This window comes from Allocatelliglobosispora scoriae, assembly GCF_014204945.1.
Lineage (GTDB): Bacteria > Actinomycetota > Actinomycetes > Mycobacteriales > Micromonosporaceae > Allocatelliglobosispora > Allocatelliglobosispora scoriae.
Map to the genome: position 1 here is coordinate 399,228 of NZ_JACHMN010000001.1, position 14,069 is coordinate 413,296.

General features: G+C 71.3%; 15 protein-coding genes. 11 read left to right on the forward strand and 4 right to left on the reverse strand.

The window, feature by feature from the left end; genetic code table 11:
* The first annotated feature begins 9 nt into the window (after positions 1 to 9).
* On the forward strand, positions 10 to 468 hold the full coding sequence (locus F4553_RS01740; protein ID WP_184831201.1) for a hypothetical protein: 459 nt from the start codon (positions 10 to 12) through the stop codon (positions 466 to 468).
* A 51-nt stretch (positions 469 to 519) separates the two neighbouring features.
* Entirely contained in the window at positions 520 to 1,434 is a 915-nt protein-coding gene (locus F4553_RS01745) for an aminoglycoside phosphotransferase family protein (protein WP_184831203.1), read from the forward strand.
* A gap of 239 nt (positions 1,435 to 1,673) precedes the next feature.
* On the opposite strand, the gene F4553_RS01750 is transcribed toward F4553_RS01745, so the two are convergent.
* Entirely contained in the window at positions 1,674 to 2,126 is a 453-nt protein-coding gene (locus F4553_RS01750; RefSeq protein WP_184831204.1) for a GNAT family N-acetyltransferase, read from the reverse strand.
* Between the two features lie 149 nt (positions 2,127 to 2,275).
* Here F4553_RS01750 and F4553_RS01755 point away from each other — a divergent pair, with 149 nt between their 5' ends.
* The 5 genes from F4553_RS01755 to F4553_RS01775 all read left to right on the forward strand — a co-directional run bounded on the left by F4553_RS01755 (position 2,276) and on the right by F4553_RS01775 (position 9,183).
* Positions 2,276 to 4,522 (forward strand): M4 family metallopeptidase, encoded by a 2,247-nt coding sequence (locus tag F4553_RS01755; RefSeq protein WP_184831206.1) that lies wholly within the window; start codon positions 2,276 to 2,278, stop codon positions 4,520 to 4,522.
* 83 nt (positions 4,523 to 4,605) lie between these two features.
* On the forward strand, positions 4,606 to 6,810 hold the full coding sequence (locus F4553_RS01760; protein ID WP_184831208.1) for a M4 family metallopeptidase: 2,205 nt from the start codon (positions 4,606 to 4,608) through the stop codon (positions 6,808 to 6,810).
* A 166-nt stretch (positions 6,811 to 6,976) separates the two neighbouring features.
* The gene (locus F4553_RS01765; protein ID WP_184831210.1) at positions 6,977 to 7,720 is read left to right on the forward strand and encodes a dienelactone hydrolase family protein; all 744 of its coding nucleotides are present in this window, start codon (positions 6,977 to 6,979) and stop codon (positions 7,718 to 7,720) included.
* On the forward strand, positions 7,717 to 8,241 hold the full coding sequence (locus F4553_RS01770; protein WP_312875059.1) for an SMI1/KNR4 family protein: 525 nt from the start codon (positions 7,717 to 7,719) through the stop codon (positions 8,239 to 8,241). Before F4553_RS01765 ends, F4553_RS01770 begins: the two co-directional genes overlap by 4 nt.
* Positions 8,242 to 8,406: 165 nt before the next feature.
* Positions 8,407 to 9,183, forward strand: a complete 777-nt coding sequence (locus F4553_RS01775; RefSeq protein WP_184831212.1) for a hypothetical protein — start codon at positions 8,407 to 8,409, stop codon at positions 9,181 to 9,183.
* Between the two features lie 10 nt (positions 9,184 to 9,193).
* Here the strand turns inward: F4553_RS01775 and F4553_RS01780 are convergent, their stop codons facing one another.
* Together F4553_RS01780 and F4553_RS01785 are read right to left on the reverse strand one after the other, a co-directional pair.
* Positions 9,194 to 9,589: a hypothetical protein gene (locus F4553_RS01780; RefSeq protein ID WP_184831214.1), complete on the reverse strand. Its 396-nt coding sequence runs from the start codon at positions 9,587 to 9,589 to the stop codon at positions 9,194 to 9,196.
* Positions 9,586 to 10,176: a hypothetical protein gene (locus F4553_RS01785; RefSeq protein WP_184831216.1), complete on the reverse strand. Its 591-nt coding sequence runs from the start codon at positions 10,174 to 10,176 to the stop codon at positions 9,586 to 9,588. Before F4553_RS01785 ends, F4553_RS01780 begins: the two co-directional genes overlap by 4 nt.
* Before the next feature lie 81 nt (positions 10,177 to 10,257).
* Here F4553_RS01785 and F4553_RS01790 point away from each other — a divergent pair, with 81 nt between their 5' ends.
* A complete protein-coding gene (locus F4553_RS01790; protein WP_184831218.1) occupies positions 10,258 to 10,890 on the forward strand; it encodes a TMEM175 family protein in 633 nt (210 codons plus the stop codon).
* A gap of 115 nt (positions 10,891 to 11,005) precedes the next feature.
* Here F4553_RS01790 and F4553_RS01795 read toward each other — a convergent pair whose 3' ends face one another.
* On the reverse strand, positions 11,006 to 11,359 hold the full coding sequence (locus tag F4553_RS01795) for a hypothetical protein (protein ID WP_184831220.1): 354 nt from the start codon (positions 11,357 to 11,359) through the stop codon (positions 11,006 to 11,008).
* 102 nt (positions 11,360 to 11,461) lie between these two features.
* Here F4553_RS01795 and F4553_RS01800 point away from each other — a divergent pair, with 102 nt between their 5' ends.
* The 3 genes from F4553_RS01800 to F4553_RS01810 all read left to right on the forward strand — a co-directional run bounded on the left by F4553_RS01800 (position 11,462) and on the right by F4553_RS01810 (position 14,063).
* Positions 11,462 to 12,367, forward strand: a complete 906-nt coding sequence (locus tag F4553_RS01800; RefSeq protein ID WP_184831222.1) for a homogentisate phytyltransferase — start codon at positions 11,462 to 11,464, stop codon at positions 12,365 to 12,367.
* Between the two features lie 90 nt (positions 12,368 to 12,457).
* Positions 12,458 to 12,997, forward strand: a complete 540-nt coding sequence (locus F4553_RS01805; RefSeq protein WP_184831224.1) for a hypothetical protein — start codon at positions 12,458 to 12,460, stop codon at positions 12,995 to 12,997.
* A 34-nt stretch (positions 12,998 to 13,031) separates the two neighbouring features.
* On the forward strand, positions 13,032 to 14,063 hold the full coding sequence (locus F4553_RS01810) for a carcinine hydrolase/isopenicillin-N N-acyltransferase family protein (protein ID WP_184831226.1): 1,032 nt from the start codon (positions 13,032 to 13,034) through the stop codon (positions 14,061 to 14,063).
* The last annotated feature ends 6 nt before the right edge of the window (positions 14,064 to 14,069 follow it).

The following is a 14,069-nucleotide window of genomic DNA, read 5'->3' on the forward strand; positions in this document are numbered from 1 at the left end:
TTGGCCGCTGTGCTGCTCGCGACACTGCTCGCGGGCGGCTGCGGCCTCATCGCGAAGGAGGACCCGATGCAGCCCACGCTGACCTCGGAACAGGCGGCCGTGCGGGTCGACGAGCACGTCAACGCCGCGATCGGGGCGCTGGTGCCGCCGCGCACCCTGACGGCCGGGCCGAAGTCCACCATGCCGTGCGACGACCCCAGCGACCACGGCCCGAAGGGGCGGGTGACCGTCGAGCACCGGTACACGCTGCCCGGCGCCGACACCACGGTCCTGGACGGCCTCGTCGACTACTGGACCGGCCACGGCTACCGGGTGCTGCGCGACGAGCGGGGGCGGCGGCTCGCCGAGGTCGCGGTCGAGGCCGACGACGGGTACGCGGTCGTCGCGACCACCAACGTCGTCGGGGAGATCTCCGTCGTGGGCACGTCGCCGTGCGTGTGGCCGCAGGGCGACGCACCCGGTCGGTGACGGCGATCCGCCGCCGGTGGACGGCCCGCGGTGCGGCTACAGTTCGTCCGCATGCGCCCCGACGAGATCGAGATCACCGCGGAACTGGTCCGGGACCTGGTCCGCGACCAGCACCCCGACCTCGCCGATCTGCCGGTCGTCCTGGGCGCGCGGGGCTGGGACAACCAGCTGTGGCGCCTCGGCGACGACCTCGCCGTCCGGCTGCCCTGGGCGACCCCGGACGCGGACACGCTGCTGCGCAAGGAGTTCGACCTGGTGCCGGTGCTGGCGCCGCGGCTGCCGCTGGCCGTCCCCGTCCCGCAGCGGATCGGCGTACCGTCCGGGCGGTTTCCCCGGACCTGGATCATCACCACCTGGGTGCCCGGCACCCCCGCCGACCGCGCCCCGGTCACGCGGGCGGCGGACGCGGCCGAGTCACTCGCCGCCTTCCTGACCGCGCTGCATCAGCCCGCCCCGGACGGTGCGCCCGCGGGACGGCACCGCGGCGGCCCGCTCGCCGACCGGGCGCAGGGGTTCACCGGGATGCTCGACGCCGCCGTCGGGCTCGGGCTGGTCGACGACCCGGACGCCGCCCGCGCCGTCTGGGACGACGCGGTCACCGCGCCCGCCTGGATCGGGCCGGCGATGTGGATCCACGCCGACCTGCACCCGGCGAACGTCCTCACCGCCGACGGGACGCTCTGCGGTGTGATCGACTTCGGGGACCTCTGCGCGGGCGACCCGGCCTGCGACCTCGCCGCCGCGTGGATCCTGCTGCCCGACGGCGCCCTCGACCGATTCCACGCCGCCTACCGGCCGACCCCGGACGCGGCGGTCCTGCGCCGGGCCCGCGGCTGGGCGCTGGGACGCGCCCTCGCCGGGATCCTCATCGGCGACGCCGGTGTCCACGGCCGCCCCGGCGGCAAGGCCACCTGGGGCCCGCCGGCCCTCGCCTCGCTGCAACGCCTCACCGCCGCCCGCGACTAAGCGGGACCGCCCCCTTTAGGACCAACTCTTGAAGAGTTGCGGCGATCTCGGGGTCGTCGGGGAGCCGTGATCGTGTTGTTTCCGGGAAATAGTCCCCTCGGCGCGCGTTCAAGGGGGCTGTTTCCCGGAAACAACACGATCAAGCTGCGCCGAAGGGCTTGCTTCCCGGAAGCAGCGCGATCTTGCGCAGGCGCGGCGCGGGGCGCCGGGACCGGGCAGTGATGCGAGCACGCCCCCGGTCAGAGGGCCAGGATCAGGCGGGGGTGGGCCACGCCGGTGGTGGGGGAGATGTTCTCGCCGACGCGGACCGCGCCCAGGCGCAGGTAGAACCCCTCGGCGTGGGGATCGGAGGCGAGCCGGATCTCGGTGCAGCCGATCATCCGGGCGTGGTCGACGGCGAGCCGGAACAGCATCGTGCCCAGGCCCGTGCCGATGGCCCACGGCTCGACGAACAGCGAGTCGAGCAGCAGGCTGGGCGGACCGTCGAGCAGGAGCATCATGGCGGCGGGGCGGCCGTCGACCTCGGCGACCGTGGCGAGCCGCAGCCGGGGCGAGTCGAGGTCGACGGCCATGTCGGCCCGGATCAGGTCGATGAAGTCCTGGTCGTAACCCCAGTGGGCCTTGGAGCGCAGGATGAGTTCGGTGAGCTCATCGGCCTCGTCGGGGCGGGGGCTGCGCAGGGTCACGGTCATGGCGCCCACCCTAGATCGTCGCGGTTCGGGGTTGTTCACGGTGCCTTAATAAATCTATGGCCGACTATCTTCCCAAGTTGATCCACGTTAGATATACATAGGCATCTGTGGCTCCCGGCCGCAGATGCCTATTAGTCGGGGAGGACTAAGTGAGACGAACCCTCGCGGCCGCCGGCGGCACGCTGCTCATCGCAGCGATGCTGACCTCGGTAGCCACCTCCAGCGCGTCGGGTGCCTCGATCGCGCCGGACCGTTCCGCCAGCGCGATCAGCGCCGCCACCCAGGCGCTGCAGCAGCACGGATCAGCGGTCAAGGCCGCCACCGGCGACGCGTACGCGGCCGGTCGGGCCGTCACCGACGCCGACGGCTCCGCGCACGTCCGCTACACGCGTACCCACCAGGGGTTGCGGGTCTACGGCGGTGACTTCGTCATCCACACCGCACCGGGCGGCGCGTTCACCGGCGCGTCCAGCGGCCTGCAGGCGCCGCTGGCGCTGAGCACCACCCCGAAGGTCGCCGCGGCCGACGCGACCGCGACCGCCCGCAAAGCCTTCACCGGTACGATCACCGGCGTCGCCGCGCAGGAGCTCTTCATCGACGCCAGCACCGGCACCGGGCGCCTGGCCTGGGAGACCACCGTCGCCGGCTGGGCCCGCGACGGCGTCACCCCGTCGAAGCTGCACGTCATCACCGACGCCCTCACCGGCGACCTGGTCGGCTCGTTCGACGAGGTCGAGACCGTGATCGGCACCGGCAACTCGATGTACTCCGGCACCGTCGCGATCGACACGACGCTCACGACCCCGCCGAACACCTACTCGCTCATCGACCCGTCGCACGGCAACAACCGCACCTGCTCCATGGGCGGCGGCACCGGCGCCTGCACCACGATGACCGACACCCCCGACAACGTGTGGGGCAACGGCCTGCCGTCGAACCCGCAGACCGCGGGCGTCGACGCGCACTTCGGCTCGGCGAAGACCTACGACTACTTCAAGAACGTCCACGGCCGCTGCGGCATCTTCGGCGCCTGCGCCGGGGTCACCTCCCGGGTGCACTACAGCACCAACTACGTCAACGCGTTCTGGGACGGCACCCAGATGACCTACGGCGACGGCTCGGGCAACGTCAAGCCGCTGACCTCGCTCGACGTCGCCGGGCACGAGATGAGCCACGGCGTGACCGAGGCGCTCGCGGGCCTGGTCTACTCCGGCGAGTCCGGCGGCCTCAACGAGGCCACCAGCGACATCTTCGGCAACATGGTCGAGTTCTACGCCGGTGTCGCCGCCGACCCGGGCGACTACAACGTCGGCGAGAAGATCGACATCTTCGGCACCGGCCAGCCGCTGCGCTACATGTACAACCCGCCGCTGGACGGGTCCTCGCACGGCTGCTGGTCGACGAGCACCAACAGCGTCGACGTGCACTACTCGTCGGGCGTGGGCAACCACTTCTTCTTCAACCTCGCCAACGGCACCGGCGCCACCCCGTACGGCACGTCGCCGATCTGCGCGGGCGCACCGGCGGTCGTCGGCATCGGCCGCAACAAGGCCGAGAACATCTGGTACCGGGCGCTGGACGTCTACTTCACCTCGACCACGAAGTACATCAACACCGCGACGCCGGCCAACACCGCCCGCGCGTACACCCTGCAGGCCGCGAAGGACCTCTACGGCAACTGCTCGGTGGAGCACAAGGCCGTCAACGCCGCCTGGGCCGCGGTCAACGTGCCCGGCTCCGACGGCTGCAGCGGACCCGTCGCGGGCTCGCTGCTGTGGCTGCGCGCCGACCTCGGCGTCACCACCTCCGCCGGGAAGGTCAGCGCCTGGGCCGACCAGTCCGGCACCGCGCACCACGCGACGATGGTGACCGCCGCCCGGCAGCCCACCCTCGTCACCGGCGCGCTCAACGGCCTGCCGGTCGTGCGCTTCGGCGGCGCCCAGTCGCTGAACCTGGCCAACATCGCCCCGACCGCGTTCACGATCTTCGTGGTGGGCAAGAACAGCCTCGCCGCGGAGAGCTTCAGCATGATCCTGGGCCCGGGCGGCAGCAACCCCAACAACCAGCTGCGCTGGGAGAACGGCACCCAGGCGCTCGTCTACGGCAGCAACGGCCTGGGGACCACGACCGCGACGATCGGCAACACCCGGGTCTACCACGACCTGATCATCCGCTACGACGGCGCGACGATCCGGGTCTACCGCGACAACGCGCTGATCTCGTCGACGGCCGTCTCGGGCGCCTCCGCCTGGAACATCAACCAGATCGGCGCCTACTACTCGTCGTACTTCATGACCGGCGACCTGGCCGAGATCGTGGCCTACTCGTCGGCGCTGTCGGACGCCGACCGCACCACCACGGCGAACTACCTCAAGACGAAGTACGCCCTGCCGTGACCCTCGTAATGCTCGACTAGTTTCGATATACATAGGCGTCTGTGGCTACCGGCCGCAGGCGCCTATGTAGTCGGGAGGACACCATGAGGCGAACCCTCGCGTCCATCGGCGCGGCCCTGCTCGTCGCGGGACTGCTGACGTCGACCACCACCGCACCCGCCGCCGGTGCGCCGCCGTCGCCGGTCGCCGCCGCCGCGAAAGCCCTGCAACAGCACGGACCGGCGGTGCAGGCCGCCACGGGAGACGCCTTCGCCGCCGGGCGCTCCGTCGTCGACGCCGACGGCGGCGGGCACGTCCGCTTCACGCGTACCCACCGGGGGTTGGCGGTGCGCGGCGGCGACGTCGTCGTCCACACCGCGCCCGGCGGCGCCTTCGAGAGCGCGACCAGCGGGCTCGCCGCGCCGCTCGCCGTGCCCACCGTCACCCCCGCGGTGCCCGCCGCGGACGCGGCCGCGACCGCGCGCAAGGCCTTCGCCGGCCAGATCACCTCGACCGGTACGCCGACACTGCTCATCGACGCCACCACCGGACCGGGGCGCCTGGCCTGGGAGACCGTCGTGCGCGGCATGACCCTGGACAAGCAGACCCCGTCGGTGCTGCACGTCGTGACCGACGCCGGCAGCGGCACCGTCATCGAGGCCTGGGACGAGATCGAGACCGTGCTCGGCACCGGCAACACCTTCTACGCCGGGACCGTGCCGCTGGACACCACCTTCACCACCAGCTACGCCATGATCGACCCGTCGCACGGCAACAACCGCACCTGCACCATGAACCACGGCACCTCCGCCTGCATCACCTTCACCGACGCCGACAACATCTGGGGCAACGGCACCCTCGCCGACCAGGCCACCGTCGGCGCCGACGCGCACTTCACCGCCGCCGTCACCTACGACTACTTCAAGAACGTCCACGGCCGGGCCGGGATCACCGGGTCCGGGGCCGGGATCGTGTCGCGGGTGCACTACGGCAGCAACTTCAACAACGCGTTCTGGGACGGCACCCAGATCACCTACGGCGACGGCATCGGCAACGCCAAGCCGTTCACCAGCCTCGACGTCGGCGGCCACGAGATCGGCCACGGCTACACCAACGCCCTCGTCGCGCTCACCTACACCGGCGAGTCCGGCGGCATCAACGAGGCGAGCAGCGACATCTGGGGCACCGCCGTCGAGTTCACCGCCGCGGCACCCGGCGACCCCGGCGACTACCTCATCGGCGAGGAGATCGACATGCTTGGCACCGGGGAACCGGTGCGCTACATGTTCGACCCGGCGCTCGACGGCGTCGCGCACTCCTGCTGGTCCCCGGCGACGGCCGGAGCGGGCAACCACGCCGCGGCCGGGGTCGGCGACCACTTCTTCTTCGACCTCGCCGAGGGCACCGGGTTCACCCCGTACGGGTACTCGCCCGTCTGCGGCACCGCGGCACCGGTCATCGGCATCGGCCGCGCCAAGGCCGAGAAGATCTGGTACCGGGCCCTGAACCTCTACTTCGTGTCGAACACCACCTACGCCGGCGCCCGCGTCGGCACCCTCGCCGCCACCGCCGACCTCTACGGCCGGTGCTCGGCCGAGTACCGCACCGTGCACGCCGCGTGGAACGCCGTCAACGTGCTCGCCGACGACCCGTGCGCGGCCCCGGCCACCGGCAGCATGCTGTGGCTGCGCGCCGACGCCGGCGTCGCCACCAGCGGCGGCCTGGTGACGAACTGGCTCGACCAGTCCGGCACCGCGCACCACGCCAGCCAGGCCGTGGCCGCGCTGCAGCCGACCCTCGTCGCGGGCGTCGTCAACGGCAAACCGGTCGTCCGCTTCGGCGGCGCCCAGTCGCTGAACCTCACCACCGTCAACCCGACGAGGTTCACCGTCTTCGTCGTCGGCAAGAACAGCCGCACCGCCTCGACACCGCCGGGTGCCATCCTCGGCGGGATCGGCGCCAACCCCAACAACCAGCTCCGCTGGGAGAACCCCACCCAGTCCGGGGTCCTCGGCACCGGCAACGGGATCCCGCTGACCGTCACGACCGTCGGGAGCACCGGGGCGTTCCACGCGCTGTCGGTGCGCTATGACGGCGCCACGCTGCGGGTCTACCGCGACGGGGTGCTGAAGTCGTCGACCGCGGTCGTCTCCACGGGGCCGTGGCTGCTCAACAACATCGGCTCCTACCTCGCCACGAACTACCTCCTCGGGGACGTCGCGGAGATCCTCGTCTACCCGAGCGCGCTGACCGAGGGCAACCGGTCCACGACCAACAACTACCTGCGCCTCAAGTACGCCCTGCCGTAGCCCCTCCCGGCGCGGCCGTGCCTCCCGGCGCGGCCGCGCCCCGGGGCACGCTCGACCACCCGTCACGTTTTGCAGCACAGCGTGGCCGTTCCGCGCGACGAGGCCACGATGTGCTGCAAACGTGACGCGGGGCGGGGCTCCGATCCACCGGTGATACGTTTCCGACATGACCATGGTCGACATCCCCACCGCCGACGGCGTCGCCGACGCCTACCTCGCCCAGCCCGACGGCGACGGGCCGCACCCCGGCGTGCTGCTGCTCGTGGACGCGTTCGGGCTGCGCCCGCGCATCGAGGAGATGGCCGACCGGATCGCAGCGCGGGGCTACACCGTCATCGCGCCCAACGTCTTCTACCGCAAGGGCCGCTCACCGCTCATCCCCGGCCTGCCGGAGCTGATGAAGCAGGAGAACCGGGAGCAGCTCATGGCCGCGATCGGGGCGATCATGCCGTCGCTCACCCCGGAGCTCGCGATGCGCGACATCGGCTCCTACCTCGACTACCTCGACACGATCGCACCCGGGCCCGCCGCGCTGACCGGCTACTGCATGGGCGGGCGCAACGCGCTCATCGCCGCGGCGACCTACCCGGACCGGATCGCCGCCGTCGGGAGCTGCCACGCCGGGCGCACCGTCACCGACGCCGAGGACAGCCCGCACCGGGGCGCCGGTCGGATCACCGCCGAGCTCTACTTCGGCCACGCCGACAACGACGGTTCGATGACCCCGGAGCAGATCAAGACCCTCGAGGCGACCCTCGACGACGCCGGGGTGCGCTACACCTCCGAGCTCTACGAGGGCGCCGCCCACGGCTACACGATGACCGATACCGCGGCCTACGACGCCGAGGGCGAGCGGCGGCACTGGGAGAGCCTGTTCGCGCTGCTCGGGCGTACCTTCCCGACGGCGTGACCGTGACCGCCGAGGACCGCGAGCTGCCCGCGGCGCTGACCGAGGCCCACGCGGCGCCGTTCCGCTACCGCGAGGACGGCGGGGTGGACTTCGAGCCCTACGACGAGTTCATGACCGCCGCCGAGACCGGGGACTGGTGGCGGGCCTGGACCGGCAACCCGGAGCTCGACGGCGCCGAGTTCCGGTGCTTCGGGATGGACGGCACCGGCGGGCAGGCCGCGTTCTGGCTGGTCCGGGCCGGTGCGCCGGTGGAGCGGCAGCCGGTGGTGTTCCTCGGGTCGGAGGGCGAGACCGGGGTCGTCGCCCGCGACCTCGACGACTACCTGTGGCTGCTCGCGGACGGCTTCGGGCCCTACGAGGCGGTCGCCTACCCGTCGCGGGCCGCCGAGCCCGACGAGCGGCTGACCGGGATCGCCTCGCGTTACGCGCCGCACGCTCGTCGGAGCGGTCACGAGGTCATCGCGGCGGCCCGGGCGGAGTTCCCGGAATTCGAGCAGACGATCGAGGGCGTCTGCCGCTGAGCCGCGGCATCCCGGCGGCAGCCAGGCCGTCGTCCACCCTGGACGACGCCATCGACGCCCGTCACCGGGCGTCGCGACGTTGCAGGGCAGCGCCACCCGGATCGCGTCGGCTATCGTGGCGTCGTCCGCCGGGTGGTGGGCGGTGGCGACGGGGGTCTGCGACACATGGCTGCACGGGGAAACGTCCTGCTCGCACTGGGTCTTGTCGGCGTGCTGCTCGGCACCGGCGGATGCGTCGCCGACGAACCGGAGCCCGCCCGGTCGCTGCCGCACCCGGGCGTGCCGACCACCTCGCCCACGCCGAACCCGGCGCAGGAGGAGTTCCTGCAGGCACTGCGGCGGACCAACGGCGCCCCCTACCGGTACGCGGTGCGCGGCGACCTGCCCGACGGTGCCAGCGTGCAGGCGACCGGCGCGTTCGACCCGGTGGCGCGGCTGTTCGAGTCGACGACGAAGAGCAACGACGGCAAGAAGACCGAGACCGACCAGCGGATCGTGGTCGGCGCGAACAGCTACGCCCGGGCACTGGCCGACAAGACGTGGGTGCACCTGGACCTCAGCCGGGTCAAGCCCGACAGCCTCGTCTGGTTCGACATGGCGGACCCGACCGGCCTGGTGAAGTTCACCTCGATGATCGGGACGGTGCAGCAGAGCGGCCCGAACGCGTACAAGGGCACGTTCAGCCCGGCCACCAGCGGGCTGAAGCCCTTCATCCCGCTGGGCGCGCCGAGCATCGTTTCGCTGGGCGTCTACTCCGCGGACTTCACCGCCACGACCAACGCGCAGGGGTGGGTCACCTCGATCACCATCGAGGTGCAGGCGGCCAAGGGTCCGGCGCTGACGATGACGACCGACCTGAGCGGCCACGGCACGAAGCTCGGGATCAAGGCCCCGCCGAAGTCGAAGGTGGACGAGGCGGCCGACATCTACTACGAGAAGTGAAACGGTCGGTTCACAGCTCCAGGATGCTGTCGGCGGGGAAGGTGCTGGCGGCGTACCCCCGGGGGTCGTAGGTGCCCAGGACGACGCCGTGCTTGAGCGCTTCTGCGGCGGCCTGGGCCCGGTCGAGCGTCAGGCCGAGCCGCAGCTCCGCGACGGCCGGGACGTCGGCGGCGAGCACCGGCAGCATCACCGTGTGGCCGTCGTCGTCGGCCGCGAGGTCGGACAGGCGCCGCCGCTGCTCGGGGGTGGCGGTGCGGTAGGCCTCGATGACGCAGAGCGCGGGGAACGCGGTGATGCCGTCGTCCTCGGCGACGGTCACGAGCAGCTCGGCGATCTCCATCGCCCGCAGGTCGTCGGCGAGGTAGGCGGTGAGCGCGGACGTGTCCAGGACCAGCCGGATCGTCACTCGGCCGCGGCCCGGCGCAGGCCCTCGGCGGCGCGCAGCCGGTCACCGGCGCGGGCGACGCCCTCGGGCGTGACGGTGATGCCGCGCCGGCCGAGCACCTCGTGCAACCGGCCCAGCTTGGCCTGCCGCCGCACGGCGGCCGTGATGTATGCCGAGGCGTTGGGCACGCCCTCGAGGATCTCGGCCACATCCGCCGGGAAGCTGATCGTCATCCGCCGCCGATGCTCCTCTGTCATACCGACACGGTACCGCGTGTCACATAAGATCATCAACGACCCGCCGCCGAATTCGCGTTGATCAAGGGAAGACTCGCCGCGAATCGGACACCCCGGATGGCGAGTCTTCCCTTGATCAACGCGAATTTCAGGGGAGGGCGTATAGCGGGTGTGCCGGGCACCGTCGGGGTCGGTGACGGTGCGGCTGACGGCGTACCCGTCGAAGTCGGATGAGCGCAGATCGGCCGGGTCGGCCCCGACGGCCTGCGCGGCGCGGGCGGCGGGGGACGGGCCCGCCGGGGCCGCGGCGCCGGTCGCGGGGGTGACAGTCACGAGCGCGGCGACGATGCCGGCGGCGAGAATCCTTCTCACGTGTCCTCCACATAGGAGCACTGCTGCGGAAAATGGCGTTTCCAGAGCCGCATATGGATATCACGTGGCGATAATGGCGCCGTGACCGACACCGAAGACCGACCCCTGGTCCGGCTCAGCCTGGAGCGGACCGTCTACTTCTCCGACGCGGTGATCGCGATCGCGATGACGCTGCTCGCGATCGAGCTGCCGGTCCCGCAGGGCGACACGAGTTCGCAGCTGTGGCACTCGTTCACCGAGCACCTCGGCGACGAGTACGTGCCGTTCCTGATCAGCTTCGCGGTGATCGGGCTGTTCTGGTTCCAGCACCACCGGTTCTTCCAGCGGGTGGACCGGGCCAGCGGCCGGCTGCTCGTGGTCAACCTGGCGTGCCTGCTCGTCGTGGTGGTCGTGCCGTTCGCGACGAAGGTCCTCGGCGGCCCCGACACCGCGTTCGGGGTGGTCTTCTACGCGGTGGTGATGCTGAGCTGGGGCGCGGTCTACACGCTGCTGGTGGTCACTGCGCAGCGCGACGGGCTGTGGCGCGACGACCTGCCCGCCGGGACCGGACGCCGGATGATCACCGGGGCGGCGGTGGCGCTGGCGCCTTTCGCCCTGTCGATCCCGGTGGCGTTCGCCAGCCCGTCGGCCGCCCAGTACGTCTGGATCCTCGCCGCACCGGCGTCGGTGCTGGCGGGGCGGGTGCGGCGCCCGAGTGCGCGCGCCCGCGCCTGAGCGCGGCGCCTGCGGGGCTTGATCGCGTTGAAAGCCGGAAACTCGCCCTGTCTCCCGCCTCGGAGGAGCCTGTTTCCGGCTTTCTGCGCGATCAAGCGCAAGCCAGGGGGGCGCGTTACGGGTTGCCGCTGCGGCAGCCGACGCCGCTGGTGTCGGTGGCCGAGGCGCCGACCGCGTCGGTGACGGTCGCCTTGTAGGAGTTGGGGCCGCTCAGGGTGCAGGACCAGCTGGTGAAGGCCTTGTCGTCCTGGCCGGCGAAGTAGTTGCCGTTGTAGTACCAGCGGGTCTTGAAGGGCGCGACGCCGCCGGCGATGGTGCGCTCGCAGAGCACCGCGTAGTGGCCGAGCGACTCGCAGGAGACGTCGACCGTCAGCGCGGCGGCGTGGGCGGGGGAGGCGGGGACGAGCCCGGCGGCGGCCAGCAGCGCCGCTGTCGCGACGAGCCCGGCGGTCCGAAGTGATCGTGTCATCACCGCACCCTATCGATACATCAATGTCTATGCCAGATGGTTACCGGGCGGTGTCGCACAGAAGTGGGAGCACCTGTCAGGAGCAGGTGCTACGTTGCCACCGTGACGCAGGCAGCGGCGCCGCGACTTCGCACGCTATGGGAGTTCAGCAGGCCACACACGATCATCGGGACAGTCCTCGCCGTCTGCGCGCTCTACGTGCTCGCCGCGCATACGGCCCAGCGTACGAGCTGGTCGCTGTGGGTCCTCGTGCTCATCGCCAGCATCGCCGTCAACGTCTACATCGTCGGGCTCAACCAGATCACCGACGTCGAGATCGACCGGATCAGCAAGCCCTACCTGCCGCTCGCCGCCGGGAGCATGGGCCGCGGCGTCGCCACCGGACTCGTCGCCGCCACCGGACTCGGATCGCTCGTGCTCGCCGCCCTGCACGGCGGCTGGCTGCTCGCGGCGATAGCGATCGTCTTCGTCATCGGCACCTGCTATTCGCTGCCGCCGATCCGGCTCAAGCGATACCCGCTCTTCGCCGCCGCGTCGATCGTGCTGGCCCGGGCGGTCGTGGCCAACATCGGCGTCTACCTGACCTACTCCACGGCGCTCACCGGCACCCCGCAACTGCCCGGCTACGTGCTGCTGCTGGTCGGGTTCATGCTCGGCTTCGCCGTCGTCATCGCCGTCATGAAGGACATCCCCGACGTCGAGGGCGACCGGCGGCACCGGATCTCCACCGTGGTGCTGCGCATCGGCCCGGCCAGGACCCTGCTGCTGTGCCAGATCGTGCTCACCGCCTGCTACACCGGTGTCATCGCCGCCGCCCTGATCGGCATCGACGGGGTCAACGCGGCGGTGCTGATCGCCGCGCACGTGCTGGGGCTCGCCGCGGTCTGGCTCGCCGCCGCCCGGGTCGACGCCGAGGACTCCGCGGCCGTGGTGCGCTACTACATGTTCATCTGGAAGCTGTTCTACCTGGAGTTCCTCATCTTCCCGGTCGCCTGCCTGCTGGCGTGACGATCTTGTGCCTTGACGGGTGTCGCGTCCGGGTAGGAGGCTGGCACGGCTCGCCGCCCTTCCTCGGCGCGCACATCCGAGGGAGTGTCGATGATCAGGGGTTTCCAGGTTGCCGCCGTGAGCGCGCTGCTGGTGGTGTCGGCCGTGACGGCTGCGGGCTGCGGGCAGGACGGAGCTCCGGCACCGGCCGCCGCCGCGCCGAGCCCGTCGGCCTCCACGGTGCCGCCGGTCCTCGGGCCTGCGGGGCTCGGCACGCTCATGCTCGGCATGACCAAGGACCAGGCCGACGCGACCGGTGTGGCCGGCAACTTCGGCTCCTTCCCCTACGGGGCGTGCACGTTGAAGAGCTGGATCCGCAAGCCTCAGGGCGGCAGCGTGCTGATCTCGGAGAACCTGGGCGTCGCGGTCATCGGCGTGCCCGCCGGCATCCGGACCGTCGAGGGGATCGGCCTCGGCTCGACCCGCGCCGACGTGGTCAAGGCCTACCCGGGGCTGCATAAGGACGGCCAATACGAGGTGACCCCGGTGCCCGGTAACCCGAAAGCCGAATACAAGATCATCATGATGTCCGACGACAAGGTGGTCGAGCTGTCGCTGATGCTCGCCAACCAGGACTGCTACCCGGCGTAGATCCATCGGGCCCATCGAGGCATATAGTTGGTCGATGGGTACTGTCGCCAGGAGGATCATCGCGTTGGCCGCCGTCGTCACGCTCGGCGTGGCCGGCTGCTCAGAGCCGTCGGAGGTCGACGCCGGCCCGAGCGGCACGGCGTCGACCGGGACCGCGTCGGCGTCCCGGCAGACCCCCGCCGAAGCCGAGGCCACCCTCGCCAGCCTCAAGCAGATCGACAAGCTGCCGCTCTACGAGATGACCTACACCGGCGACTACGACGAGCTCTCCGGCATCCCTGGGCCCGGCCCGACCGCCACGCCCTTCGGCTGCTCGCTCTTCGTCGCGGCCGGCGACCCGCAGAACCCGCTCTTCGCGCGCAACTTCGACTGGGACCCCAACCCGGCGCTGGTCCTGCACACCGACCCGCCGGACGGCTACGCGTCGTTCTCGATCGTCGACATCTCCTACCTCGGCGTCAGCACCCTCACCACCGAGGCCGACAAGCGCAAGCTGCTCAACGCCCCGCTGCTGCCCTTCGACGGGATGAACGAGCGCGGCCTCGCCGTGGGCCTCGCCGCCGACGACCTCGGCAACGCCATGGCCAACCCGCGCAAACGCACCGTCGGCAGCGTCCGGATCCTGCGGCTGCTCCTCGACCACGCCGCCACCGTCGAGGAGGCGCTGACCCTGATGGGCAGCTACAACCTCGACTTCGACGGCGGACCGGCGCTGCACTACCTGATCGCCGACGCGACCGGCCGCTCCGCCGTCGTGGAGTTCGTCAACGGCGCGATGACCGTCGAGCGCGGCACCCCGCCGTGGCAGGTGCTCACCAACATCCAGCTCGCCGGAGCCAACGATGCCACCCGCCAGCGCGACGAGCGCTACCGGGTGGCATCGGGGAAGCTGACGGCGACCGGCGGCAAGCTCGACGCCACCGCGGCGCTGGGACTGCTGCACGACGTGGTCCAGTCGCACACCCGCTGGTCGGTGACGTACGGCTTGAAGACCGGCACCATCACGGTCGTGTCCGGCCAGCGGTGGGAGAAGACCTACGACTTCCGCCTGCCGATGGCCGGGTGACCGGCG